At 39.3% G+C, this 24,600-nt stretch carries 25 protein-coding genes and 1 pseudogene; 11 read left to right on the top strand and 15 right to left on the bottom strand.

Annotation, left to right across the window (positions count from 1 at the left end):
* Positions 1-103: 103 nt before the first annotated feature.
* From H6G69_RS09200 to H6G69_RS09190, 3 genes are all read right to left on the bottom strand, one after another.
* Complete coding sequence (locus H6G69_RS09200) at positions 104-508, bottom strand: hypothetical protein (RefSeq protein ID WP_190684912.1); 405 nt, start codon at positions 506-508, stop codon at positions 104-106.
* A gap of 30 nt (positions 509-538) precedes the next feature.
* Complete coding sequence (locus tag H6G69_RS09195) at positions 539-982, bottom strand: DUF29 domain-containing protein (protein ID WP_190684909.1); 444 nt, start codon at positions 980-982, stop codon at positions 539-541.
* A gap of 213 nt (positions 983-1,195) precedes the next feature.
* Positions 1,196-1,729: a L,D-transpeptidase gene (locus H6G69_RS09190; RefSeq protein ID WP_190684906.1), complete on the bottom strand. Its 534-nt coding sequence runs from the start codon at positions 1,727-1,729 to the stop codon at positions 1,196-1,198.
* 816 nt (positions 1,730-2,545) lie between these two features.
* On the opposite strand from H6G69_RS09190, the gene H6G69_RS09185 reads away from it, so the two are divergent.
* The 6 genes and pseudogenes from H6G69_RS09185 to H6G69_RS09160 all read left to right on the top strand — a co-directional run bounded on the left by H6G69_RS09185 (position 2,546) and on the right by H6G69_RS09160 (position 7,308).
* Entirely contained in the window at positions 2,546-3,322 is a 777-nt protein-coding gene (locus H6G69_RS09185; RefSeq protein WP_190684904.1) for an MBL fold metallo-hydrolase, read from the top strand.
* Between the two features lie 399 nt (positions 3,323-3,721).
* Positions 3,722-4,921 (top strand): tetratricopeptide repeat protein, encoded by a 1,200-nt coding sequence (locus H6G69_RS09180; protein WP_190684901.1) that lies wholly within the window; start codon positions 3,722-3,724, stop codon positions 4,919-4,921.
* Between the two features lie 27 nt (positions 4,922-4,948).
* Positions 4,949-5,254, top strand: a pseudogene (locus H6G69_RS09175) (IS4 family transposase); the annotation flags it as partial.
* Between the two features lie 70 nt (positions 5,255-5,324).
* The gene (locus H6G69_RS09170; RefSeq protein ID WP_313950399.1) at positions 5,325-6,248 is read left to right on the top strand and encodes a phosphodiester glycosidase family protein; all 924 of its coding nucleotides are present in this window, start codon (positions 5,325-5,327) and stop codon (positions 6,246-6,248) included.
* Between the two features lie 65 nt (positions 6,249-6,313).
* Positions 6,314-6,886: a leucine zipper domain-containing protein gene (locus tag H6G69_RS09165; protein WP_190685342.1), complete on the top strand. Its 573-nt coding sequence runs from the start codon at positions 6,314-6,316 to the stop codon at positions 6,884-6,886.
* Positions 6,887-6,921: 35 nt separating this feature from the next.
* The gene (locus H6G69_RS09160; protein WP_190684899.1) at positions 6,922-7,308 is read left to right on the top strand and encodes a DUF2358 domain-containing protein; all 387 of its coding nucleotides are present in this window, start codon (positions 6,922-6,924) and stop codon (positions 7,306-7,308) included.
* A gap of 36 nt (positions 7,309-7,344) precedes the next feature.
* Here the strand turns inward: H6G69_RS09160 and H6G69_RS09155 are convergent, their stop codons facing one another.
* The gene (locus H6G69_RS09155) at positions 7,345-8,460 is read right to left on the bottom strand and encodes a metallophosphoesterase (RefSeq protein WP_190684896.1); all 1,116 of its coding nucleotides are present in this window, start codon (positions 8,458-8,460) and stop codon (positions 7,345-7,347) included.
* A gap of 319 nt (positions 8,461-8,779) precedes the next feature.
* Here H6G69_RS09155 and trmB point away from each other — a divergent pair, with 319 nt between their 5' ends.
* Together trmB and H6G69_RS09145 are read left to right on the top strand one after the other, a co-directional pair.
* Entirely contained in the window at positions 8,780-9,427 is a 648-nt protein-coding gene (gene trmB / locus H6G69_RS09150) for a tRNA (guanosine(46)-N7)-methyltransferase TrmB (protein ID WP_190684893.1), read from the top strand.
* A 292-nt stretch (positions 9,428-9,719) separates the two neighbouring features.
* A complete protein-coding gene (locus tag H6G69_RS09145) occupies positions 9,720-9,986 on the top strand; it encodes a hypothetical protein (protein ID WP_190684890.1) in 267 nt (88 codons plus the stop codon).
* A gap of 94 nt (positions 9,987-10,080) precedes the next feature.
* On the opposite strand, the gene H6G69_RS09140 is transcribed toward H6G69_RS09145, so the two are convergent.
* The 6 genes from H6G69_RS09140 to H6G69_RS09115 all read right to left on the bottom strand — a co-directional run bounded on the left by H6G69_RS09140 (position 10,081) and on the right by H6G69_RS09115 (position 17,695).
* Complete coding sequence (locus H6G69_RS09140) at positions 10,081-10,305, bottom strand: hypothetical protein (protein WP_190684888.1); 225 nt, start codon at positions 10,303-10,305, stop codon at positions 10,081-10,083.
* 144 nt (positions 10,306-10,449) lie between these two features.
* The gene (locus tag H6G69_RS09135; protein WP_190684885.1) at positions 10,450-12,981 is read right to left on the bottom strand and encodes a type II CAAX prenyl endopeptidase Rce1 family protein; all 2,532 of its coding nucleotides are present in this window, start codon (positions 12,979-12,981) and stop codon (positions 10,450-10,452) included.
* A gap of 78 nt (positions 12,982-13,059) precedes the next feature.
* Positions 13,060-14,157, bottom strand: a complete 1,098-nt coding sequence (locus H6G69_RS09130; RefSeq protein WP_190684882.1) for an ABC transporter ATP-binding protein — start codon at positions 14,155-14,157, stop codon at positions 13,060-13,062.
* A 149-nt stretch (positions 14,158-14,306) separates the two neighbouring features.
* Positions 14,307-15,191: a carbohydrate ABC transporter permease gene (locus tag H6G69_RS09125; protein ID WP_190684879.1), complete on the bottom strand. Its 885-nt coding sequence runs from the start codon at positions 15,189-15,191 to the stop codon at positions 14,307-14,309.
* A gap of 3 nt (positions 15,192-15,194) precedes the next feature.
* Positions 15,195-16,106, bottom strand: a complete 912-nt coding sequence (locus H6G69_RS09120; protein ID WP_190684876.1) for a carbohydrate ABC transporter permease — start codon at positions 16,104-16,106, stop codon at positions 15,195-15,197.
* 272 nt (positions 16,107-16,378) lie between these two features.
* Positions 16,379-17,695 (bottom strand): ABC transporter substrate-binding protein, encoded by a 1,317-nt coding sequence (locus H6G69_RS09115; protein ID WP_190684873.1) that lies wholly within the window; start codon positions 17,693-17,695, stop codon positions 16,379-16,381.
* A gap of 527 nt (positions 17,696-18,222) precedes the next feature.
* On the opposite strand from H6G69_RS09115, the gene H6G69_RS09110 reads away from it, so the two are divergent.
* Positions 18,223-18,771 (top strand): RidA family protein, encoded by a 549-nt coding sequence (locus H6G69_RS09110; RefSeq protein ID WP_190684871.1) that lies wholly within the window; start codon positions 18,223-18,225, stop codon positions 18,769-18,771.
* A 165-nt stretch (positions 18,772-18,936) separates the two neighbouring features.
* On the opposite strand, the gene H6G69_RS09105 is transcribed toward H6G69_RS09110, so the two are convergent.
* Positions 18,937-19,425, bottom strand: a complete 489-nt coding sequence (locus H6G69_RS09105; protein WP_190684869.1) for a DUF1499 domain-containing protein — start codon at positions 19,423-19,425, stop codon at positions 18,937-18,939.
* A gap of 162 nt (positions 19,426-19,587) precedes the next feature.
* Here H6G69_RS09105 and H6G69_RS09100 point away from each other — a divergent pair, with 162 nt between their 5' ends.
* Both H6G69_RS09100 and H6G69_RS09095 read left to right on the top strand, forming a co-directional pair.
* A complete protein-coding gene (locus H6G69_RS09100) occupies positions 19,588-20,568 on the top strand; it encodes an MbnP family copper-binding protein (protein ID WP_242072016.1) in 981 nt (326 codons plus the stop codon).
* A gap of 133 nt (positions 20,569-20,701) precedes the next feature.
* The gene (locus tag H6G69_RS09095; protein ID WP_242072015.1) at positions 20,702-21,736 is read left to right on the top strand and encodes a methanobactin export MATE transporter MbnM; all 1,035 of its coding nucleotides are present in this window, start codon (positions 20,702-20,704) and stop codon (positions 21,734-21,736) included.
* 53 nt (positions 21,737-21,789) lie between these two features.
* Here the strand turns inward: H6G69_RS09095 and H6G69_RS09090 are convergent, their stop codons facing one another.
* Genes H6G69_RS09090 through H6G69_RS09075 form a run of 4 tightly spaced genes read right to left on the bottom strand, consistent with a single transcriptional unit; the run spans position 21,790 to position 24,382 of the window.
* A complete protein-coding gene (locus H6G69_RS09090) occupies positions 21,790-22,530 on the bottom strand; it encodes an energy-coupling factor ABC transporter ATP-binding protein (protein WP_190684864.1) in 741 nt (246 codons plus the stop codon).
* Positions 22,457-23,317, bottom strand: coding sequence for a cobalt ECF transporter T component CbiQ (gene cbiQ, locus H6G69_RS09085; protein WP_190684861.1), 861 nt, complete (start codon positions 23,315-23,317; stop codon positions 22,457-22,459). The genes H6G69_RS09090 and cbiQ overlap by 74 nt, the downstream gene beginning before the upstream one ends.
* A complete protein-coding gene (locus H6G69_RS09080; RefSeq protein WP_190684857.1) occupies positions 23,314-23,616 on the bottom strand; it encodes an energy-coupling factor ABC transporter substrate-binding protein in 303 nt (100 codons plus the stop codon). Before H6G69_RS09080 ends, cbiQ begins: the two co-directional genes overlap by 4 nt.
* Positions 23,603-24,382: an energy-coupling factor ABC transporter permease gene (locus tag H6G69_RS09075; RefSeq protein WP_190685336.1), complete on the bottom strand. Its 780-nt coding sequence runs from the start codon at positions 24,380-24,382 to the stop codon at positions 23,603-23,605. The genes H6G69_RS09080 and H6G69_RS09075 overlap by 14 nt, the downstream gene beginning before the upstream one ends.
* Positions 24,383-24,600 lie beyond the last annotated feature (218 nt).

Here is a 24,600-nt window from a genome sequence, read left to right as displayed (position 1 = left end):
GACAACTAATACAAAATTTTTAGAAATTAGCAATACTATTACTGCAAAAAGGACAATGTAGTTTGTCGGATATAGCCCTTCGTTTTAGAATTATTGAACAGCCTTATAAATCTTCACCTTCAACTCCACCTGCATTGAAGCCGTAACCAATCAAATCCTCAAGCGTGAGTTCAAGAACCTGCTCGTCCTTTAGGTGAGCAGCTATCAAAGCCAGCCGATGTAATTCTTGTTCAATTTCAAAAATCCGGTTACAAAGCTGCTGAATTTCTTGTTTTTCCTCGCTAGAAATATCATCTTGCGAGAAGAGAGTATAGCCGCTTCTAACACCATGACCATAATCGTATCGAGAACTACGAATCATGTAGGAACGGACTTTTTTCATGTCTTGTAGGAATGTGTTTAGCACCTGATTGCGTTTATCAAGCCGTGATTGCAGTTGCTGTTGACGTTGTGCTATGGCTTGTTTAATCTCTTGGCCTGTTTTGTGAAAGGTGATATTGATAGACATTTGAAGTATTTTATTATAGTTTATTGCTACTTAATAACTGATAAAATTAGGGTTGAGAATTTGGTCTATTGTGTAAGGGCATTCAGTTGGAAATATTTCTATTGGTATTTGCGTTTCCTTTGCTGCATCTCTACGCGCACGTTGATAGTATTTTTCTATCCACTCTGAATCTTGAATAAAACGTTGCAAACTTGGTGTATCTTCTAAACAATCTTGAATTTTATCTCGACAGTTAGAAAGTGTATTATTCCAGCTTTGCGTTCTTTTTTCAGGTTGGAACTGACATTTAAGTAAATGCATCATTAGCACTTGTAAGTAGCTGCCAAGTTCCCTTTGTTCACTGCGCCCCAATGCTTCTAATTCCTCTACCAAGTTTTTAACGTCTAATTCTGTCCAAAGTCCCTTTTTTAAATATTCAGCTTGTTGTTGCGTCCATTCTAAGAAGTCTTGATCATAGAGTTCTGCTTTATCCATGAACTATTACTCTCTTGTCTAATCAAGGTGATTTGACTAAATTCTCCATTACACTCAATCTAACACCTATGCCTACTTTGAGTAGATATCCAATATTGGTTGACTTAGGTGATTATATGCGATCGCCTAATTCAATACTTAAATTCTCATTCCTCATTTGCAAAATAAAAGATGAGCAAAAAGCCCATCTTTAATTGTTACCAAAATCAATCCTTAGCGTTGCACTACTACTAAAGTTCCTGGCTTTGTCCAGTTGTACAACTTACGCGCTTGCTTAACTGGCAAGTTTACGCAACCGTGGCTGACTGGAGTACCAAAACGGTTATGCCAATAAGCACCATGAATGGCATAGCCTTCATAGAAATACATTGTATAAGGAACATCCGGTATGTCGTAGCCATCACCACGCATTCTGTTAGTGCGATACTTTGTTTGAATATGAAATCTCCCCACAGGTGTGGGGGTAGCGCGTTTTCCTGTAGACACGCGGAAAGAATAAACTAGCTTTTTACCTTCCCAGGCGCGTAAGCGTTGCTGAGATAAATCAATTTCAATCCGGCGAGGTTGGGAAATTTGCCGACTATCAGACACCATATTGTTATTGGCTGAGGCGGCTGTTGCCATTACAGAGTTAGGATCGGCTGTTGTGGCTAAAGGTGAGGAAAAAAAAGTAGCCAGCAACAAAGCTATACCTGTACAAAAATTTCCTGAGCGAAGAATTCCAACACTACGATTCCGGGTTTGCATTATGCATCACCTTCTAACAAAGCAAAAAACATGCTGTAGTTTTTATTACTACAAATTTTCTAGGCAATTCCCAGTGGTTTGTGGAAAATCTGCACGGCTCATCCGCTCATGCCTATCAACTTCAGTATTATCTATAACAACTTAAGCAGCTACGTACCAAGGTGAGAATTTGAACTAGTTCCAAAGAGGTAAGAATTACGGGGTTTTCCTGGATGGAATTCCGCAATTTTCTACCTTTGTGCTTAGGTTGATTTCGCCTCTAACTGCTTAAGTCTTCTAGACTTGGTTGTGGTGTTGACGGAGTTTTATTTATTATGTGAGAGAGTGCAAGCAGCTTGGCTCGACATTTGCACTTGTAATTTTCCACAGGATTTACACAGAATTATCGAGATTGACTAGCATGATCTAGTCTTCTATCCCTTACTTCAAATTATATTGTTACTATTGCGGAGGATGACGCTAGTAATGTCTTGATTTGCTGTTATTGCGCTTTTACCGTTTTTTGGCGCAGTACGATAAGAACTGATGCAGTTTGAGACTTTTGGTTCTAAACTATATCATATCTGGGTAATCAGTGATGATTCCATACATCTGTGCAGCAAGACCCAACCTTCCTCCCCTCTTGCTAGTACAGCAAGGCAAAAGTAAAAACTCAAAAGGAAAAAGAAAGAATCGTGATAAAACAAGCCTTTTAGCAATTTCCGATGGTCTGTGTATTTATGCCTTGCTGTACTAAATATCTCTAGACGCTTCTTCTGATGCTGGCAAGTTAACGAACTGATTGATAATAAAAACAGTGTTATCTTCGGTTTAGTTATGTATTTAACTTGGTTAGACAACAATAGTTGGCTAATTGAAATTGCTAGTCAAAGAATACTTGTTGACCCCTGGCTAGTAGGTGCTTTAAGTTTTAACTTAGATTGGCTATTCAAAGGTTATTTAAAACAAGAACGATTAATTACAGAAAAAATAGATTTGATACTGCTGTCTCAAGGTTTGGCAGATCATACTCACATCCCAACACTGAAACAGCTTGACCATTATATTCCTGTTGTCAGTTCGCCGAATGCGCTTAAGGTTGTTCAAGATTTAGGTTACACCTGTGTGACATCCCTAGCACATGGTGAAAGTTTTACATTGAATCATCAAATACAAATTCAGGCTTTTCCTGGTTCACCAATTGGCCCTACTTTGGTAGAAAATAGTTATCTCCTCCAGGACTTAGCAACTGGGCAAAAACTATATTACGAACCGCATGGATACCATTCTCCCCAACTAAAACAAGTTGCGCCTGTGGATGTTATTATCACACCGACGATAGACATAACATTGCCGTTAATTGGGTCAATCATTAGAGGTACAAATAGCACCTTAGAAGTTGCTAAGTGGTTGCAACCGCAATTTATACTACCAACCGCAGCCAAAGCCGACACCAGCTATGAAGGATTATTGTCGCAATTTTTGAAGGATGTTGGTAGTGTTGAACAGTTGCGGGCTTCACTGCGAGACAATCATCTTACCACCCAGGTGATGCAGCCTAAACCAGGCGATCGCTTGGAATTACCCCTACAAAACCGCACATTAACTCATTAATTTTTCGTTCGCCACCATCAACGGTTTTGGCAGTCATCATAAATTAGCCGCTATAGAAAAACTATAGCGGCTTGATATCTAGTTTTTTATGTAGTGCTGAATGTTATTTAATCAGCAGTATTTGACAATACCTCTGCCAATTTACGAGGGTTCAACGTCGGTGGAAACGGGATGAATACGTCCTCAAGCAGTAAGCTTGGCAAAAATCTGGGTTAATAAAATTATTAACTATCGCGTCTTTCTATTCCTGTTTTTTCTAATTCCACATCATCTCTTTTTTGTCAATCCATATTACTTGACCGACGCTCTAGGATGATAAATTCAGCTCTTTGGCATTTTTTGCGAAATTGCTCTGAAAATTGCTGTATTTCAAATTTAGGATGTTATCAACAGGATATTATGCAGCCTTTTGTTCAGTCTCTAGCCACAATTTCTGCTTTATCTATAATTGCTTGCACTCCGATTTTGTTATCAGCTAAACCAGCAGGCGCTCTAGATTCAACACTGTTAGCGCAAGTTAGTGAAAATGCTGAAGCCTACAATCTCCGAGGAGTTGGCCGTATGCTGTCGGGAGATATCAAAGGAGCGATTGAGGATTTTAGCCAAGCTTTACGGATTGATTCTAACAATAGCATGGCTTACAGTAACCGGGGTGCAGCTCGCTTGGTGTTAAAAGAATATCAGGCGGCGATAGAGGATTGTAACCAAGCTTTAAAAATTGATTCTAACAATAGCATAGCTTACACTAACCGAAGTTTAGCCCGCTTAAATTTAGGAGATTATAAGGGAGTAATTGCAGATTCTAACCAGCTACTACGCATTGATTCTGGCGATATCCAGGCTCATACATTGCGGAGTGATGCTCACCTATTATTGAAAGAATATCAGGAAGCAATCGACGGTTATAAACAACTTTTGCGCCTAGAACCAAATAATTACTCAGCCTACAGTAAGCTTTGTGTTACCCGCTATTTGACAAGAGATGCTAACGGCGCAATTAGGGATTGCAATCAAGCTTTGCTGATTAATCCTCATGATGCTGGAGTCTACGATACACGGGGTAATGCTCACTCTTACTTAGGAAACTATAAGGAGGCAATTAAGGATTTTAATCAAGCTTTGCAGATTAATCCTAATGAGGCATCTCACTACAATAACCGAGGACATGCACGCGCTCGTTCTGGAGATCATAAAGGGGCAATTGAAGATTTTAACCAAGCTCTCGTCCTTGATTCCAACAATCCTGAATACTACTTGTTGCGAGGTAATAGCCGCGCTCGTTTGGGAAAAAACTTGGGAGCAATTGAAGATTATAACCAAGCTCTCCAGATTAATCGTAATTCTGAGAGTACTAAAATTCAGGCGGATAACACAATTGAGTTGCCAGACTATGAATCGGCAATCAAAGATTCTAACGAGGCTTTAGGTAATAATCCCAATGATGTTGATGCTTACTTAAATCGGGGTATTGCCCGTGTTTTGTCGGGAGATAAGCAGGGTGCGATCGCGGATTTGCAAAAAGCGGCTGATTTATTTCAGCAACAAGGAAAAACACAAGATTACCAAAAAATAATTGAAATCCTGACAGCTTTGAAATGAACTTCAGCAGTTATTTTGCAACAATCAGATGCCAAGCAGTTTTGGGGATTAGAAGATTTTATGAATCTGAGCTAAACTGCGGTGACTAATGCTGCTAATTTAGCATTTTTTATGGTTAATTTATCTCATCATCTTCTGGCTGATTTTCGCTTCTTTAGTCCCGAATCTGGCATTATTGACCTTAAGGCTCACTACCGTGGCTTTCGATATGTCCATGAAATATTAAAAATGCTTCCGGCAATTCCTGAGCCTATTTTATTAACCCAGATTTTTGCCAAGCTTACTTCTTTAGGTCGTATTCATACCGCTTCTACAGGTGTTGACCCCTCGTAAATTGGCAAAGATATTGTTTGATGAAAGAGTTATTATAAAAACCGCAGAGAAAGCCGAGGAGAAGGTTTAGGTGTGTAACAAAATATTTTTCTTATCTATATTGATTGCAGCTGCAAGTTTATTATCAGCTTGTAATAAAGATACTGCAACCTCAGCCACAAATCAGGCTAAAACTTGCCCTGGAAATAATCCCCAATTCAGCATTGAGTTTTTTAAGACTAATAATCAAGGTAAAAAATCCGCAAAAGGGATTAATCATGTAATTCTTTTTAATCCTAAATCACCAGAGTTAGATTTTAAAGTGAATGTTGGTTTATCTCATAAACTTTATGCTAAAGATAAACAGGGAAAATTTATCAGAAATTATACAGTCAAGCAATTTAGTCAACTAATAACTGAAGAAAATGCTAAATTAAATGGACAAAGACCAATAGCAGCCATTAATGCAGACTATATCGGCACTGATGATAAACCGCAAGGCTTAAATATTTCTCGTGGCGTAGAATACTCTGGATTATTTAAAAATAAGCGTTCTTCCTTTGGCATTTCCGCCGGTAATCCTCAAGCTAGAATAGCTACAATCCAAGCCGGAAGAAGAGCTAGTAATATTCTTAATTATAATTTAGTTGGTGGCAATGGCAGATTTTATCGGCAAGGACAATTTAAAGATATCTGTCAAGCTTTAGGAGAATTTGCTTGTAAGCAAGCAACAAATCGCTCAATGGTAGCTATCACTAGTAAAGGTTACGTCATTTTATTAGTGAATGATATTAAAGCGAATTCTAGTATTGAACCTTCTCAAATTAATCAAGAGTTATTACCAGATCAGTTTGATGATGTTTTAGAAGGAATTGCTCGAAACAACTGTTTAGGTAAAATACAAGAGGGAATGTTATTTGATGGTGGTGCATCCCCTGGATTATATTACAATCAAAAAACTTATTTAGATAATGGTGGCCCGATTGGTTCTGTGTTTTTGATATATAAAAAGTGAGTTCACCTGCATTTTATTTTGAGTATGAAAGCGTTACCCTAGATGATAAAGCTCAAATTTTGACTATGACACCTGAAGAAATTGCGGGAACGCTGACAGAATTATTTGGTACAGAGAGTGTAGTTGCCATCGCATCTAGTTCGTGGCAGATAGACACACCTAATTTTCGGCTGTTAGTGCTGCTATCAGAAGACCAAACTTGGCTGCGAGTACTGCTACCACTCATGCCAATCAAAGAAGCTGAACAGTTTTTAACCCAGTTTTTAGAAGCTAACTTTGATGAAACCCAAGAGGTTCGCTACGCCACTTATGACGGTGTGGTTTGGGGTGTTTATCAGCATAATAGCGGTACTTTAGTCAGTGCAGATTTTGCCAGTGCGATCGCTAGACTGATATTTTTACACAAAGCTGGCTTAAATGATGTCTTCAATCGCTTAATCGAAAATCGCGTCCGGCAAATTGTTGTAGCTGCTAAACAACAAGGACAATCTCTGCAAGCTACCATGCAAAACTTAGAAAGATTTTATGCCGAAGGATTAATGGGTGAAATTGACCAAACAGCCGCAGCTAGAGAAGAAGTTTTAGCAGCTTGGCAATATCAATTAGAACGCCTGTGGAATGAAATTGACGTTAAATAGAGGCTAGTTTGGGTGTACTTCGCATCATATTGACAATGGATATTATTCAGATTTTGCAAGACGATTATCAAAGATTTCCTGTAAATCAAACTTATAGTATTTACGCTGAAGACGTTTATTTTCAAGACCCATTAAATAAGTTTCAGGGTGTAGAACGTTACAAGCAAATGATTAAATTTATCCAAACTTGGTTTATCAATGCCAAGATGGATTTGCATGAGATTCAAGCTTTCGGAGATACTATCAAAACTGAATGGACACTGAGTTGGAATACTCCCCTACCTTGGCAACCACGCATTTCCATCTCCGGCTGGAGTGAATTAAAAGTGAATGCTGATAATTTAATTATTTCCCACATCGATTATTGGCATTGTTCACCTTTAGATGTAGTTAAACAGCATTTTTGGCAAAAAAGTACATAGAATCAAACTTTGGGTTTTATCTGCTGTTGTTTTGTCTTACTTTTCAATTTTCTCCAATAAAAGAGTGCTATTGTTATCAATTAAGTGAGGTGTACCACATTTAGCGATCGCACCGTAAGCTTGGATATAACGACGCACTTTATGAGGAAATTGTGGGTAGTCAAAAATAGCATCTCCATCAGCAATAGTCGCCCAAAAGTCCCGCAAGCTAGGAGCTATTTCTTCGGCTTCCGCTGATGGTAAGTTTAACGGTGGATGAGTCAAAAATTTCATTAAGAAAGGAAAAGAGCGATCGCCCATCCATTGCTTTGACAACTGTTGTAAATTGGGAAAATCAGGTACAGATTCGACTCGATGAGATTGAATTTGCAACCACTCTCTACCGTAATTATCTCGGCGAAATTCAAATACTCGATACGGATGAGGATAACTGACTAAAGAGCCAGTGGTAATATCATACACACCATCTGAGCAAGCAATATCTTGAACGTGCAAATGCCCTGTAAATACTAGTTTTACCCCATATTTACGCAGCAAACTTAACAGTTGTGGTGCATTGTCCAACATATAGCGATATCCCATTGGATGGCGCGATTGCTGGGGTATATGCTCAACCACATTGTGATGTACCATTAATAGCACCAATTCATCATTTGTTGCTGCTAGCACATCTTCTAACCAACTTAATTGTTGGCTATCTAAATGCCCTAACTGCTGACCTTGTTCATTAAAATTGTTAGAATTCAAACCAATCAGCCGTACCCCTGGTAACACTTGATGAGTGTAATAAATTTGCTCAGGGTTGTCGTACCCAAATTTGCGATAATAATAGGGGAAATCAGCAAAACTAATAGATTGTTTATCCGCCATTAAAACAGGAACATCATGATTACCAGGAACTACATAAACAGGAAAAGGTAATTTTGATAGACGTGCTTGTAACCATAGATGATTTTCTGGTTCACCATGCTGAGTTAAGTCTCCTGGTAGCAGCAGAAAATCTAAATCGAGTTGTGTTAAATGTTCTAGTACGCTTTCAAAAGCAGGGATACTAACTTCTACTAAATGAAAGCGACTGGGATGATCCCAGATTGTATGAGGAAGTGCAAGGTGTAAGTCGCTGACCACTGCAAAGCGAAAATTGAGAGCCATTGATTTGCCAACAATTTTAAGATAAGAGGTTAAAAAAAGCCTTTTTCACAAAGTATAACCTTTGCATTGTCATCTCTGCTGACAGTATTTTTCTTAATATTTCTACATATTTATGTTAGCAAGTTGAAAAACGAGTAATAATTTAGATCCCCGACTGCTTGGAAAAGCCGAGGATATTGTTATTCATATTGATTGATAAAATATTATGATATTTTTGGTAATTCTCAATTTTAAATAATTACCAAAATCAAAAATTAGTTGAATCCTAATTTTTAATATACAATTTATTTTTACTATATCACTCAAAGGAGTATTTATTTTGGCCGCTGTTAGAGTCCGCCAACACGTTAATCCACTTGCTCAAAAATATCGTACACCAGCTAACCCTCTAGAATGGGAGAAAGTTTATCAAAAATCAAATCAACCATTACACTTAGATATTGGATGTGCTAGGGGAAGATTTGTCTTACAAATGGCACAGGTAGAACCTGAGTGGAATTTTTTAGGGTTAGAAATTCGAGAACCGTTAGTAGTTGAAGCCAATCAAATTCGGACTGAATTAGGTTTAACTAACCTGCATTATTTATATTGCAATGCAAATAATTCTTTGCAACCGCTATTATGTTCGTTGCCTCCAGGAATTTTACAACGCGTTACTATTCAATTTCCTGATCCGTGGTTTAAAACTCGCCACGCAAAACGCCGGGTAGTACAGCCGGAACTAGTGGCAGAATTAGCTAAATATCTAGCAGTTAGTGGGGTTGTATTTTTACAATCAGATATGGAATTTGTCGCTGTAGAAATGTGCGCTCGCTTTGCAGAAAACTCAGCTTTTACAAGAGTTGGCACAGGAGAGTGGTTAACAGAAAATCCCTTACCAGTAGCCACAGAACGCGAATTAGCTACTCAAAAAAAAGGTGAACCAATCTATCGCGTTTTGTTTGTTAAACAGGAGTTGCAGCATTAAAATTTACCCAGTCATACAATTTTGGATTTTGCGAAAAGTTGCATGGGTGGGTTCGCCTTGCGATCTCAACGAGCCAATGAAGTGATTAACAGCTTATTAGTCACACACAAAACTCAAGTGCCAAGGATTTAGGTAATATTTAGTACCTAATTATTAATTTAGTATAGAGACAAAATGCTTCAAACCTAACATAGGTAATACTTTTGGCAGTTAACGTAGCTAAGTTTTCAAAAACGGCGTGTATAATCGGTGGCTAACAATTAGCGATGTATTGATCACTAACAGGCTACTTATGTCAGACACATTTACATTTACCGTTACTAATCAAACTGACCAAGCAATTACAGAGTTGTGGGCATCTGTTGATGAAGAAGAATGGGCTTCATTTACATTGGATGATTCAGGAATTCCATCAGGTGAAACCGTAACAATTGCTTGGGCTGAATATACCAATGATTCAGCTTGTGAATGGTACATATCGGCTGTCTTTGAAGATGGCTCGGAAACAGAATCAGCCTTATTTAACTTTTGTGACGAACCAGATTTAACCATCGAATAAATTTCTGGCTACATTTTCTTGGGGGATGGGTGTTCTTACCCGTCCCATTTTCCAGGCAGATAAAATATCCACTCTACAAGCAACATAAATAATTTTAGAGATGTAAGTAAGTCGGTGTAAATAAGTATTGTTGGAATAAGGCAGGGGGCAGGGGGCAGGGAGCAGGGGGAAAACACATATCTTGCACCAAGCGACTGAAGTCGCGGCTACACAGACAAAACCCGCCTGCGCGGGTTCCAAACCCTTGATATTGCGTTAGTCCGCGTAGGCGGACTTCGTTTGTATAGCCGCGAATTCTATTCGCTGGGGCTAGGTGCAAGATGTGAAAAAAAGCGTTTGAGCCTTATTTACTTTTCTTCACATAGTTTGGTTTTATTGCATCGACTTACTTAACATTTTTAAGTTGCTACAAAAAGATACGGCCAAGTTCAAGTCATTGAAGCAGATAATTCTGAATGCTGCTTTATCTAATTCGCTTTAATGATGAAATTCTATCTTTGGGAATTTTTTGATTATTATCTAATTTCTTGATTCCACCAAAAAATATCAACCAACATACTACAATTACCCAGTGAATTACAACTATCACCCACAACGAACCTGTAAGGGCATAGCCAATAGTACATATCATTCCTAGTAATCCGGCTAAAGCTAAAAAATCCCGATTATAAAATGTAGGTATTCCAGCTTTAAAAAATAATTTGGCATTCAATGGATGATACACAATAAATAGTATTAAACTGAATATTCCCCACAAAAACCAATGTAACCAATTCACAAATTCACTGGGATGAGGTAGCAAAATCACGCGAAAAAATAGTTCTTCAATAATTGCTGGTGTAAATAAACAGCGTAATATTAATAATAATTTAGCTAGACAATTAGCCGACCAAATCTCTAAGTTGAGAAATCCAAATTTCCAACCGTAAGGTATAGCGATAATACTATAAATTATCAAGAGCGAAATAATAACTATCCAATCTTGCAATCTGGGAATTACTAATGATGCTAGCAGGCGATTTAAGACAATTGATAGCGGTGCAATATTAGTCAAAGGAAGCTTAATTTGCCCTAATAAGATTGTTGGAGCAAGAGGTGTAATATCAGCTTGCCAACCACCTATCTGATTGGTTCTTAATACTTGCAGAGTTGCACCATGTTTTAAGAAGATGGCAGCGAGATCATCATGGGTTTGTCGTGGCATAATGGTTCGCCATGTGGTCAAACCAGCCCAAATACTACCATCTTGAAATGGTTTTGTCTTTTTTCCGATTCCTGTACCAGCAAGAATACTTGCTTGACTTTGCCAGTCAGCACGAACTATTCCCAAAGGTGCTAATTGTTGTTCTAAAGATTGACCTAATTTAACTAGCTTTTGAAAGCGTAAGGCTTGCGGATGAGTGGGGTTTGCGTTTAACCAAGTTTGAATTTGAGGAGTTGTTGCAACTTTGTTTTTAATTGCTAGTATTGCTGCATAAAGGGCTTGGCTAGAGTCTTGAATACATGAGGTTGCAGGTGATACACTTGCGCCGCCAGTGCCATCACCAACTCGATAACGCGCCATTGTCACCTGTAATTGTTGCTGGAACTCTTTTAAAGGCGAAAGTTTAATGCCATTAAAATTATAATCTTGGGTTACTGGGTCGAATTTAATCAGAATATCTGAGACGGGACGTGTTGGGAGCCAACCACGTTGTAAATTACCCATATAATCAGCCCATGTATGCGTTGCAGAAATAATTCCATCAGGGTTATGGGCATAAATTTGATGATATTTAATATCAAAGCGTAATTCTTGAGTAAATTCGTCGCGGATAACTTGAGCGATGCCAAAAGCAAAATGCCCGGTGATAGTATAGGGTACACCTAAAGGTTCAGCTTTTCGTCCGCCAATGCCGCCAAATAAATGCAGCACAATAGCTTTATCCCCTGCTTGCCAATTTGTAGAATTTTTATTTGCTGCTGATTTTAATAATACAGTGTTAAATTTACCTTTATTTTTCTCAGTATTTTGCCAATTAATATTTTGAATGTGATTTATGCCTAATTCCTGCCCCATAATGATTTGATGGGGTTGTAATTGCAAAAGAGAACGCGGTGCGATCGCTCTAACAGTAAATACACCTCTAGCATCATTAGCACCGTAAATATACCAGCCATTTTTACCTGCTGGTGATTTTTCGATTTGCTGCACACTAGAAGGCGCAAATTTCCGCGTATCTATTACCTGTTGAGGAATGCGAATAGTTTCTTGAACGCCATCAAATTTCTTTGTTTGAGGATTATAATGCTGTACTAAAAAATAATCGCTATGTTGTTTTGATTTGGGAGATAAAATATTTTTGGAACTATTAATTGGTTTAATAATTTTAACTAAACCGTAAAACCTACCAGTAACTACAATAGGTTCGCTGGCAACTTTTAAAACAAATTTATCTGCGCTTCTAGTAATAATTGTATTAGCTTCTAACGCAACAATTGTATCATCCAGTGGATTCGCCCCAGCTAAAGAACGTATTGGCCCTACCTGAGGCACACCATTTAATCTCAAAGGATGAATGTTGCCTTGTTTTTGGCTTTTAATAACTGCGGGAGTGAATTTGATATCTCGCTTCACAGCTTGACTATAAGTCAACACCTTTGGATAATTCTGCCACTCTAATCGGACAACTCTTCCTACTAAATTTTGTGCCGTGGGTGGAGCAGATTGTACTTCCATCCAGACCCAATCTAAACCATCTTTTAACTGCTGTTTTGCTGGTAAAATTAACCTGCCTACCCAAGCAGAAATAGGTTTATATAAGTTTCGATTGGGAACTTGGGCAATAGGATAAAAGTTGGATTGATTGAAATTTTGGCGAATATGTATTGCGTAATTACTTTCTTTGTTTATTAGCTGGGCTTGTACAGACGAAAGTTGCAACGCAGTCAATACTGCTATGAATAATAGCAATAAAAATCTTTGAAATTTTTGACTCAAGCCAAGCAAAAACATATATATCAGCAAGCTATATTGCTGATAATATTACTCTAAATATTCCATTTTGCGTCTCTGCTCTGCCTTTTTCCGACTTCAGACTTTTCCGACCATTTGTCTTTTTGCCACAGCATGACCAGATTGAACATCAAACCAGTGAATATCTTCAGGTGGTAATGCCAAGGTAATATCTTCGCCGTTCCAATTTTGGTCTGTGGCTAACAAAGCACGCAGCGTAATACCTCCGGTTTGTGAACCTTCAACCCTAACACTAACTAAATTGTGCATCCCCAAATTTTCTACTAAAAATACTCTTCCCCGGATAGTTTGGGTGTCTTCTGGTTGAGCAATGCGAACATCTTCTGGGCGGATTCCCAAAACAATCTGCGGTGGTACAGTTGGGATATCTGGCAAACGCACTTGGAAGTTACCGAGTAGCGCAGACTTACCTTGACAAGGTAGAGTCAGCAAGTTCATTTGCGGACTACCAACAAACCCAGCCACAAATAAATTAGCTGGATGGTTATAGATGCGCTCAGGTGGGTCAAGTTGCTGCACATAGCCATCATTCAGCAATGCAACTTTTGTTGAGAGGGTCATTGCTTCGGTTTGGTCGTGGGTAACGTAAACGACTGGCACTTTTTGGGCAGCGAAAATTTGCTTGAGGTCAGCGCGGACTCGTTCTCGCAGCAGTGCGTCTAGGTTGCTTAACGGTTCATCTAACAAGTACACATCAGCGTTACGCACCAACGCCCGACCAACTGCAACCCGTTGTCTTTGACCGCCAGACATTTGTCCTGGCTTGCGGTTCATCAATTCGCCTAAGCCTAAAACTTCTGACACTTCTGCGACGCGCCGTTTAATATCGGCTGATGGTACTTTTTTAAGTTTCAATCCAGAGGCGAGATTTTCGTAGACCGTCATGTGAGGATAAAGGGCATAGCTTTGAAATACCATTGCAATATTGCGATCGCTTGGTCTTTTATAAGTAACATCCACATCCCCAATTTTGATTTGACCTTGAGTCGGTTCCTCAAGTCCCGCAATCATCCGTAAAACTGTAGATTTACCACAGCCAGAAGGGCCAAGCAACGTCAAAAACTCATGATTATCTACAGTCAAACTCACATCTTTGACAGGAATCACTTTAGGACTGTAGGTTTTATTTAAATTTTTCAGTTCGAGTTTAGCCATGATTGATGAAGTGTGAAGTGTGAAGTGTGAAGTATGAAGTGTGAAGTATGAAGTATGAAGTATGAAGTATGAAGTATGAAGTATGAAGTATGAAGTGTGAAATTTAAGTCTTCTGCTTTTTACCTTTTACCTTTTACCTTTTACCTTCCTTAGCCTTTAACCGCGCCAGCCGTCAGACCTTGGACAATTCTGCGCTGGAAAAACAACACTAGTAAAATTAAGGGTAAAGTTCCTACAACAGTTGCAGCAGCAATTGGCCCATAGGGAATTTCATATACTGATGCGCCGCCTAATTGAGCCGCCGCCACGGGAATTGTTTTTAACTCTTCACGCGTCATAAACGTAAGAGCAAAAATAAACTCATTCCACGCAAAAATAAAGGTGAGAATTCCTGTTGTGACTAAGGCGGGAAGCGTCATAGGTAAGACAATTTGCCATAACAGTTGAAAGGTGTTGTAACCATCCACCCTCGCAGAATCTTCTAAATCTTTTGGTAATTGTTGAAAGAAGCTTCTCAGCACTAAAATTGTCAACGGCAAATTAATTGCTGTGTAAGGTATGATGAGCGACAAATAATTATTACCGAGTCTCAAAACTTGGATAATTTCTAATAGTCCCAAAAATAAGAGAATTCCTGGAAATAAGGTAACAATCAGAACACCTGCGAGAATAGCTTTTTCACCCCACGGGCGTAACCGTGCTAGAGCATAAGCCGCAGGTGCGCCGATCGCTAGAGCAACTGCTGTAGATGTAATTGATACTACAGCACTGTTGAAAATATATCGCCAAAAGGGACGGCGGGTAAATAATTCAATGTAGTGATTGAAAGTGAATCGTGTGGGAAAATAGACAGTCGGCACTGCGGCAATATCTTCATTCACCTTGAAGGAAGTGAGTAATTGCCATAGTGCTGGTGCAAGGCTAAATATTACTACTAAGGCAACTATTATGGGGAGTAAGATTTTTTTCCAAGAAAACTTAGTTTCCCTTGTTGGTTGTGGAGTTGTAGGAATTACTTGCGGAATTACACTCATTTTTTAAATGGCTCCTGATGTTTTGGCACGGGATTTGTTGAGTAAGAAACTAGCGATCGCCACTGCAATAATTAGTATTAAAAATGTCACCACTACCAAAGCTGCACCATAACCAAAATCTAAATAGCGCATCACCGTAGAGTAGATATAAAGCGATACAACTTCCGTCGCGCCACCAGGGCCACCTCCAGTCATCACTGCAATCAAGTCAAAAATCCCAAAAGCTTGAGCAAACCGAAACAGCACTGCAATTAAAATTTGTGGCAGCAGCAGTGGCAAAGTAATATTACGGAAGCTTTGCCAAGCAGTTGCGCCATCCACTGAGTAAGCCTCATAGAGGTCTTGTGATATCGACTGCAACCCAGCCAGCAGCAAAATACTAATAAAAGGTGTAGTCTTCCAAACATCAGCAAAAATTAGTGCAATCATCGCCAGCGTTGGATCTCCTAACCAGTTAATTCCTGTTTTAATTAGCCCTAATCGTTGCAAAATATCATTCACCACTCCAAACTGGTCGTTAAAAATCCAAGCCCACGCCAAACCAATCAAAGCAGTAGGCAAAGCCCACGGTATAATCGCCGTTGTCCGTACTAAGCCCCGCCCAAAAAACGCCTGATTGAGGACTAAGGCTATCCCCAGTCCTAGCAGTAATTCTGTAATTACCGAGCCTGTGGTGAATATCGTCGTCACCCACAAACTCTGCCAGAAACGACCATCCCCCGCCATCCGCGCATAATTCTCAAAACCAGAGAATACAGGTTGTAACTCTGTTCCCAAATTCCTAGTAAATACACTTAACCAAAACGCCCGTAAAATCGGGTAAGCAAATACAAACAACAGCAGCAGCAAAGCTGGCGTGAGTAATATCCATGCTGTTCGTTGTTCTCGACTTCTAAGTGATTGTGAGTTTGTCATTGGTCAAAAGGCAAAAGGTAAAAGGTAAAAGGTAAAAGGTAAAAGGTAAAAGGTAAAAGGCAAAAGGTAAAAGGCAAAAGGTAAAAGGTAAAAGGTAAAAGGTAAAAGGCAAAAGGTAAAAGGCAAAAGGTAAAAGGTAAAAGGTAAAAGGTAAAAGGCAAAAGGTAAAAGGTAAAAGGTAAAAAGCAGAAGACTTAACACTTCATACTTCATACTTCACACTTCACACTTCATACTTCACACTTCACACTTCATACTTCACACTTCATACTTCACACTTTTTTCGTCCCTAACAACCTTCGCGTTTCCGCAGCCGCAGCTTGCATTGCTTGTTCAGGATTCATCCGACCGGATAGGGCGGCACTGAGATAACGCTGTAAAATATCTGAAGTCTGAGCGTATTGGGCGATGGGTGGACGTAAAACGGCATTGTCCACAACCTCTAATAAATGGGGATAATGGGGATATTTGGCAACAATTTCTGGGTCTGTAAATAGTTCCCGACGGCTGGGTACATAGCCTGCACTTAAAATGAATCGCCGTTGTGCTTCTCGACTCGTAAAATACTGAATTGCTTTCCAAGCTTCTTCGGGATGTCGAGAAGATTTAGCAATTCCTAAACCCCAGCCTCCTAAACAAGCCGCGCCTGTGTATCCAGGAGCGTGAACCATTGGTTGAATCCCAACTTTGCCCCGGATGGGTGAATTTTCTGCTTGGGCTAGAGGCCAGGCGTAAGGCCAACTACGTAAAAATGCTACTTGTCCACTTTGAAATAAACGCCGAGTGTCTTCTTCTTGATAGGTTGTGACTCCGGGAGGTGAAACGCCCTGACTGACAGTATTGCGGAGAAATTCAATGGCTTTTAATGTTTCTGGTCTATCTAGTCCCACTTCGAGGGTGTCTGGTTTAACCCAAAAGCCACCAAAGCCATCAAGAACTTCGGCAAACATCGCCACCAGTCCTTCATATTGCCGACCTTGCCAAACATAGCCCCAATTTATCTTGTCTTTTTTCTGCAAGGTTTGGGAGATTCGCATCAAATCATCAAAGGTTTGTGGCGGTTTTAATCCAGCTTGCTTGATTAAATCTTCGCGGTAATAAAGCACTCCCGCATCAGAACGCATAGGGATTCTATATAGTTTGTCTTGGTATTTTCCACCTTCAACATCTTTGGGTGAAAATGCTGCTAACTCTTGTTGAGAAATGCGGTCATCCAAGGGTAATAACCAGCCAGCAGCAGCAAATTTAGACGTCCAAATGACATCCATATTAATTAGGTCATAAGGAGATTCACCCAAAATAAACGATGAAGTATACAGGTCTTCGAGCAAATTTGTAGCATTCGGCCCTTCAACCAAATTAAGACGAATACCTGGGTTATCAGCCTCGAAATCTCTAATTAAACCCTGTCGCCAAGGTTGGGCATCAGGGGCGGTAATTAACATATTGAGGGTAACTGGTTGCTGTGCGATCGCCAGCCAACTGCACAATATAATGCTCAATAGAGTTGTCAAAAAAGCCCCGATATGCACAAGACTTTGTTTTTGGATGAATGTTTGCAGCTTACTTATTGACTGTTGGTACAACATTAAGTTATTTAGTTATCAATAAAAAATGTTAGGCAACAACAAAATCAACCAGCTTCAAAAATTTCTTGCTGCTGCCTTTTTACAAAATGTTATATAGCAGACCTAAATCATGGGTGAATCATCAAATCCCTGGCTTATCAACAAAGTCAGAGATAGAATATCCAGGATTTTGATAAATCAAATAGGAATGCTATAGATGTAAATTAATTTCTTTTGAATTTATTCAACAACTTTCTAAAGATAGAAATAATGTCCTCAAAACGCAAAAAGGCGGACTACATACGTCGGCTATCTCTAAAAAATTTGATTCTGCCATATCATATTAATGCCTTTAAAAGGGTAACTTTAATATTTCTTTGTACTTAGATTAAGTATTGATTATGTTTTCCACAAGTTTATATATACCAAGACATCATCATACGTAATTTTTTGATGTTGTAGTGCTTTTTTATTCTATTTATTCACATAATAGAACTCAGTATGAGGAATTGAGAAAATCTCATATTTGTTGAAATCAAGGAGCTTTCATGACTCGACGGATTATTCGTGTTGTCAATTCACTGGCGGCCAAATTACCACGACGAAATGCACTTTTGTGGCTTGGAGGTGGCGGCTTAGGTACTGCTTTTGTGATGGGCGAACAAACACAAGTGAATGCTCGTGAAAATAAGGAAGTGGAATTAATCAATCCACCAACTTTATATAATGCACCGCGCAATGGTTACAGTCATATAGCAGTTGCACCAGCAAAATCTAGAACTGTATATATCTCTGGTCAATTTGGTTCAGATTTACAAGGTAATCTTGTTTCTGATGACTATGAAGAGCAGTTAGTACAAGCTTTTAAAAACCTGCGCTTTGCATTATTAGCGGTTGGTGCAAGACCACAAGATGTACTTAAAACTACTGTTTTAATAGTTAACCACACTCAAGAGAAATTGATTCCTTTCGGGCGTGAAGTTGGTAAATTATGGGGGAATCAGCCACCTGCTAATACTTTAATTCCTGTACCTCGACTTGCCCTTGATGGAATGTTATTTGAGATTGATGCCTATGCGGTGATTCCCGAAAAATAATTCCTTCTAATCTTTTGTTGGCGGATTAATTAGATATTGAGAGGCGCACAAATAATTGTGCGCTTCTACTAGATTAATTGGCAATGCCACTACTTAAAATTAGCATCTATTGATTAAAAACTACTCCCAATATCAATAGATAAAAAATTTAGGTTTGCTCGCAACTTAAATATTTAAATCTTTCAAAGCCAGACGAATTTGTTCTAAACGTCTGCGATTAACACCAAAATCTGAATCTCCAAGACGAGCAGCCGATCGCATATGAATCACTGACTCATTATTAGGAAAATAAAACTCTACATCATCCACAAATTTGAAGATGCGACTTTTAGAAAGGGCGTGAATGTAATTGTCTGTTTGTTCTACAACTTCTGTGCGGGGAACCACAGTGAGAACCTTAAGTAAGATTTGGCGTGCTTGCTCTCGGTCTAGATGATAGGTAATGGGGTCGATGGTGTGTTTAGAATCACCATTTTGGCTGACAACACAATTGGGCGAAGCCGGACAAGCAGCAAGATAGCCGTTATTCACTCCTAAGTTAGCGGCAGCCCAAGAAGCACCCAAAAACATGAAATTACTAATTAAGGTGACAAATATGACTAACTTGAGAACTTGCCGGAATTTTTTGGCGATCGCATTTAACATACAGTACATAAGTAATTGATTCCTCTAGTAGTTTACCAACCCCATCTTGCCGTGTAGACCCTGCTCCCTACCCCGAAGCCTGTCACCACGCAAAGTTGAGTTGCTAGACTACCAGTCTCTAACCTCTCTCCTCTTGAAAGGTGTACTACACACAACTGCAAAACGCTATATTTGACAACTGGTCATTTGACAGGAACAAATCTGTTATCGAGAATTGATCAACATCCAGGTAAAAGCACAGGTAAAGTAATGCAGTTGTCTGTTAAATTAGCAGCGATCGCAATAGTAGTCATACCCCTAACTACTGTCTGGGAAAATCAGGCTGTGGGTTTGCCCGCTACCAATCAAAGCCAAGTAGTCACAATTAGATTTAATGCCAAAGTTGGTCAACAACCTTTTGAGTGTGGCAAGACCTATACTCTAGGTAAGCCAGCTATGAAGATGACTTTCTCTGACTTGCGCTTTTATGTATCCGATGTAGCTTTGATTGACCACCAAGGCAAAGTAGTACCTTTAACTCTCACCCAAGATGGTAAATGGCAATATCAAAATGTCGCCTTGTTAGATTTTGAAAATAAATCTGGTGCTTGTGTGAATGGCACAGTAGAGACACGCAATCAAGTTATTGGCACTGTACCCCAGGGCAATTACCAAGGACTGCAATTTAATTTAGGCATTCCCTTTCATCTTAACCATGCTGATTCGGCGATCGCTCCTTCACCGTTGAATCTTACCTCACTCTGGTGGAATTGGTTATTTGGTTACAAATTTGCGCGGATTGATTTGGAAAACCACAATGCTCATGCAGGTCAAAAACACACTGAACAAGCTAAAACTTCTGTTGGTTTTCCTATCCACCTCGGTAGCACTGGTTGTCAAGCAACACAAGGCACTCAACAACCATCAACTTGTACCAATCAAAACCTCTCAAAGATTGTCATCGCCAATTTTGATTCCACAAAGAATTTAGTTATCGCCGACATTGCCGCATTAGTGGCGAACACAAATTTAGCCGTCAATCAACCAGATACCCCTCCAGGCTGTATGTCATCTCCTGATGATAGGGACTGCGTGGGGATTATGGCTAATTTGGGGTTGTCATTTGCTGGTCAACCTGCTTCTTCTCAAAAATTTTTTCGGGTTGAGCGATAGTTGAGATATGAAATTGACGCGCTGGGTTAGTCTCGCTACCATTTGCTTGCTATCGATTTGCTTGTCCATCGGGATAAATTTAGCCTGGGGCAAAACGTCAGCTGCAGAATATAACTGGAATCTGCCAAATTGGATGCCGCAGCCAGTTGTGCCAGTAGATAACCCAATGAGTTCACCAAAAGTCAAGCTGGGAAAATACTTGTTCTATGAGCAACGCTTGTCAATTACGGGTAAATTTTCTTGTGCTTCTTGCCATATCCAAAAACTGGCGTTTACTGATGGTCAAGCATTGGCTGTGGGCGCGACTGGTGAAAAACATCCTCGTAATTCGATGAGTTTAGCCAATATTGCTTATAACCCCGTGTTGACTTGGGCTAATCCTTTAATGAAAAAGTTGGAAAATCAAGCTTTAGTACCCATGTTTGGCGAACATCCTGTAGAAATGGGTATGGCGGGAAGAGAACAACAGATATTGACTATGCTGCGCCATGATCCTGAATATCAGCAGATGTTTGCACAGGCCTTTGGCAGTGGCAAAAATGCGATTAATCTCAACAACCTCACTAAAGCTTTAGCAAGTTTTGAACGAACCTTAATTTCGGTAAATTCACCTTATGACCACTACCGTTTTGGCGGTGATGTAAATGCAATTTCTTCAGCCGCTAAACGTGGCGAAAAATTATTTAATAGTGAAAATCTAGAATGCTTTCACTGTCATGGAGGAATTAATTTTACAGATTCGGTGATGCACGAAAGATTAGCTTTTGTAGAAATTGCCTTTCACAACACAGGACTGTATAACATTGATGGTAAAGGGGCTTATCCACCCGATAATACAGGTGTTTATGAAATCACCTCTGTAGCCTCCGATATGGGGCGTTTCAAAGCACCTACTCTGCGAAATATTACCCTCACAGCCCCCTATATGCATGATGGGAGTATTCCGACTTTAGCAGCAGTGATTGACCATTACCAAGTAGGTGGTAGAACTATTCATGCAGGCAAGTTTGCCGGAGATGGCAGTAAAAATCCTTTCAAAAGTCAGTTTATTTCCGGTTTTAAACTATCGGCAGAAGAGAAAGAAGATTTAATCGCATTTTTGCAGAGTCTCACTGATGAAACATTTATAAATAATCCGGCATTTAGTAATCCACACACTCAGCCATAAATTCGGATAATTTTGATGTGATTTCCCAACGACAAATATTTACGCTGCTCTACTTAGAGGAATGACATTGTTAATTCTAATTCTTCTAAGATGTCACGCTGGCTAAATACATCTTGGGGTTCACCTTCTAGTACTAGTCTGCCTTGATGCATGACAAAAAGCCAATCTGCCCAATTATAAACTAAATTTAAATCGTGAGTTGCCATTAACAAGGTAGTGCCATTTTGATGAATATTTCTCAGGTTCGCCATCAATTTACGAGTATGTTTGATATCTAAATAGGCTGTGGGTTCATCTAGGACTAATAATTCTGGTTGAAGTACCATGACATCTGCGATAGACACTCGTCTTTTTTGACCTAAACTGAGATGATGAACTGGTTTTTCGGCTAATGCTGTTAAATCAAATTCTCTTAATGCTTGCTTGACTCGCGTTTGAATTTCTGCTGTTGGTAAACCTAAATTACATAAACCATAGGAAATATCTTCTTCAACAGTGGCAGCAACTAACTGCTGTTCTGGGTCTTGAAAGATTAAGCCAACTTTTTGTCTTAAAATTTTTAAAGAATTGCGATCGTAATGCAATGGCTGACCACACCAAAGTATGCTGCCTGCATGAGGTTTATATAGACCATTAGCTAATAAAAATAAGGTGGTTTTACCACAACCATTTTGCCCAATTAATGCACATTTTTTCTGTTTGGGTATTTTCAAGCTTAAATTATTGATGGTAAATTCTTGAGAGCCGGAATATTGATAAAATACTTGCTGAAATTCGAGTAAAAATTCCTGCATTTTGACCAAATTCTAATGCGATTAATACTGTATAACCTAAAATTACTTCTATTAAGTAGCGTGCTTTTGGATGATAGTGACGGGAATGCACAACGCGAAATTCATCGTTAAAGCCGCGTGCTTCTAGGGCAAGATAAAATTGATGATATTGTTGTAGAGTTCGTTTTAAGAGTTGTCCGATGAGGAGTGATAAACTTTTCATCCCGATGCGCCAGGTGCGATAACCATTACGAGATTGTTGAGCAGTCCACAATTCGGTAGCGGTTCTCAAAAGAATGAAAATAAACCGATACATGAGTAGTAATAGCTCAGTTAACAGTATGGGAAAACCAAAACGACGTAGAGTTTGTAAAATTTCTGTGAAAGGAACAGTGAGCATTAAAAAGTAAAGACAGGAAACAGAAGCTAATGCTCTGGTGAAAATTGCTAATACTTGTTCACTGCCGTTGCGGCTAATGTAAATGTAATAGTGTCCGATAGTTACGCCTGTCCACGCGTCAGTTAGTACTTGCGGCACAGCCATAACAGGGACACTATTTAACATTAATGCGGGTAAACTGGTCAACCAAAAAAAGCTGGCGAGGATTAATAATTTGAAGTAAAAACCAAAAGGGATTTTGGCGTAAATAACTATCCAAATACCCATCCATAAAGCTATGAAAATTTGGACTAATGGATGAGTAGCTAGCGAAATTACCAGCGTAGCGATCGCAAAAATTATTTTATGCTCTGGGGGTATTTTTCTGAGTTGATTAGTATAAGCTAAAGTGTCTATTTGCAGACTCATTCGTTATCTCTTTGGTGTTGGGAACGTCCCCGATATAAACCAATTGCATAACCAATTACTCCGGCTCCGACAGCAGCTTGGGATGTAAATAATAAACTTTCTATTTCACCACTAGGCGGTTCAAATACAGGTTTAAACCAAGGTTTATATTCAGGTTGAAGTTGATTAATGGCTTTTTCAGCTTGATTGTCCGAACCACTAAATTCTGCACCACGGACAAAGATTAATGGTGCAACTGCTAATGTAATGACTGCAACAATTAACAGCGAATTACTCCATACTTGGTTAGATGGTTTCATTACTGTGAGGTTCCCTTTTGATTAATTTCAACAATTCTAATTCTTGGGGATTATAGGATTGTAACCAGTTCCATACTAGTACAGTTAAAAATCCTTCACTAATTGCTAAAGGTATTTGGGTAATTGCAAAAATGCCAGCAAATTTAATGAATGAAGCGGTAACGCCACCTACAGGTGCAGGAAAAGCCAAAGCAAGTTGTAAAGAAGTAATAATGTAGGTGAGTAAATCAGCTATGGCAGCTGCTAGAAATATGGCAATTTTTGGCTGACCACCTAACTTAATTGTCAAATTATATATCCAGTAGGCGGCAAATGGCCCAGCGATCGCCATCGAAAAAGCATTTGCACCCAAAGTTGTCAAGCCGCCATGTGCTAGTAACAAAGCTTGAAACAACAATACTAAACTACCCAAAACTGACATACTCAAAGGGCCAAACAGCACTGCACCTAACCCAGTCCCAGTAGGATGGGAACAGCTACCTGTGACAGAAGGCATTTTTAATGCTGATAACACAAAAGTAAAAGCACCAGCCAAGCCTAGTAGTAGTTTCAGTTGTGGGTTGGCTTGGGTAATGCGCGTCAAACTCCGTAGTCCTAATATAAAAAATGGTAAGGCGACAATCCACCAAAAAACCGCCCACTGCACTGGTAAAAAACCTTCCATAATGTGCATAGCGTAGGCGGGTTTGGGTAAACCAACTATTAGATAAAAACTGATGGTTCCCATCAAGGTTAGACTAACTAACGCCTGTTTACTTCGGTTCATCATCTGTACCTTGCAGAGTTATGTGAACCAATAGATTGTAACCGAAGGGTATGATAACTGCTGATAGTTGTAGGTTTTTTACGTTCTGCTACAAAACATTGATGTGACGTTCTGCTCCGAAAAACTTACCTAAACTTACTCAAAGAAAGTTGATTAGTTTAGTGTTTTCTTCCTGCTTCAATCAAGGTAGTCGGCTACTGCTTGTCCACAGGCGTTAA

Source organism: Nostoc sp. FACHB-110 (genome assembly GCF_014697425.1).
Taxonomy (GTDB): domain Bacteria; phylum Cyanobacteriota; class Cyanobacteriia; order Cyanobacteriales; family Nostocaceae; genus Nostoc_B.
This window is presented reverse-complemented; position numbering and strand designations above follow the sequence as displayed.

What these genes read in the sequence shown, in the direction of transcription:
- H6G69_RS09200 (WP_190684912.1), bottom strand. Translation starts at nt 508, where the DNA reads ATGTCTATCAATATCACCTTTCACAAAACAGGCCAAGAGATTAAACAA.
- H6G69_RS09195 (WP_190684909.1), bottom strand. Translation starts at nt 982, where the DNA reads ATGGATAAAGCAGAACTCTATGATCAAGACTTCTTAGAATGGACGCAA.
- H6G69_RS09190 (WP_190684906.1), bottom strand. Translation starts at nt 1,729, where the DNA reads ATGCAAACCCGGAATCGTAGTGTTGGAATTCTTCGCTCAGGAAATTTT.
- H6G69_RS09185 (WP_190684904.1), top strand. Translation starts at nt 2,546, where the DNA reads ATGTATTTAACTTGGTTAGACAACAATAGTTGGCTAATTGAAATTGCT.
- H6G69_RS09180 (WP_190684901.1), top strand. Translation starts at nt 3,722, where the DNA reads ATGCAGCCTTTTGTTCAGTCTCTAGCCACAATTTCTGCTTTATCTATA.
- H6G69_RS09165 (WP_190685342.1), top strand. Translation starts at nt 6,314, where the DNA reads ATGACACCTGAAGAAATTGCGGGAACGCTGACAGAATTATTTGGTACA.
- H6G69_RS09160 (WP_190684899.1), top strand. Translation starts at nt 6,922, where the DNA reads ATGGATATTATTCAGATTTTGCAAGACGATTATCAAAGATTTCCTGTA.
- H6G69_RS09155 (WP_190684896.1), bottom strand. Translation starts at nt 8,460, where the DNA reads ATGGCTCTCAATTTTCGCTTTGCAGTGGTCAGCGACTTACACCTTGCA.
- H6G69_RS09145 (WP_190684890.1), top strand. Translation starts at nt 9,720, where the DNA reads ATGTCAGACACATTTACATTTACCGTTACTAATCAAACTGACCAAGCA.
- H6G69_RS09135 (WP_190684885.1), bottom strand. Translation starts at nt 12,981, where the DNA reads ATGTTTTTGCTTGGCTTGAGTCAAAAATTTCAAAGATTTTTATTGCTA.
- H6G69_RS09130 (WP_190684882.1), bottom strand. Translation starts at nt 14,157, where the DNA reads ATGGCTAAACTCGAACTGAAAAATTTAAATAAAACCTACAGTCCTAAA.
- H6G69_RS09125 (WP_190684879.1), bottom strand. Translation starts at nt 15,191, where the DNA reads ATGAGTGTAATTCCGCAAGTAATTCCTACAACTCCACAACCAACAAGG.
- H6G69_RS09120 (WP_190684876.1), bottom strand. Translation starts at nt 16,106, where the DNA reads ATGACAAACTCACAATCACTTAGAAGTCGAGAACAACGAACAGCATGG.
- H6G69_RS09115 (WP_190684873.1), bottom strand. Translation starts at nt 17,695, where the DNA reads ATGTTGTACCAACAGTCAATAAGTAAGCTGCAAACATTCATCCAAAAA.
- H6G69_RS09110 (WP_190684871.1), top strand. Translation starts at nt 18,223, where the DNA reads ATGACTCGACGGATTATTCGTGTTGTCAATTCACTGGCGGCCAAATTA.
- H6G69_RS09105 (WP_190684869.1), bottom strand. Translation starts at nt 19,425, where the DNA reads ATGTACTGTATGTTAAATGCGATCGCCAAAAAATTCCGGCAAGTTCTC.
- H6G69_RS09095 (WP_242072015.1), top strand. Translation starts at nt 20,702, where the DNA reads ATGCCGCAGCCAGTTGTGCCAGTAGATAACCCAATGAGTTCACCAAAA.
- H6G69_RS09090 (WP_190684864.1), bottom strand. Translation starts at nt 22,530, where the DNA reads ATGCAGGAATTTTTACTCGAATTTCAGCAAGTATTTTATCAATATTCC.
- cbiQ (WP_190684861.1), bottom strand. Translation starts at nt 23,317, where the DNA reads ATGAGTCTGCAAATAGACACTTTAGCTTATACTAATCAACTCAGAAAA.
- H6G69_RS09080 (WP_190684857.1), bottom strand. Translation starts at nt 23,616, where the DNA reads ATGAAACCATCTAACCAAGTATGGAGTAATTCGCTGTTAATTGTTGCA.
- H6G69_RS09075 (WP_190685336.1), bottom strand. Translation starts at nt 24,382, where the DNA reads ATGAACCGAAGTAAACAGGCGTTAGTTAGTCTAACCTTGATGGGAACC.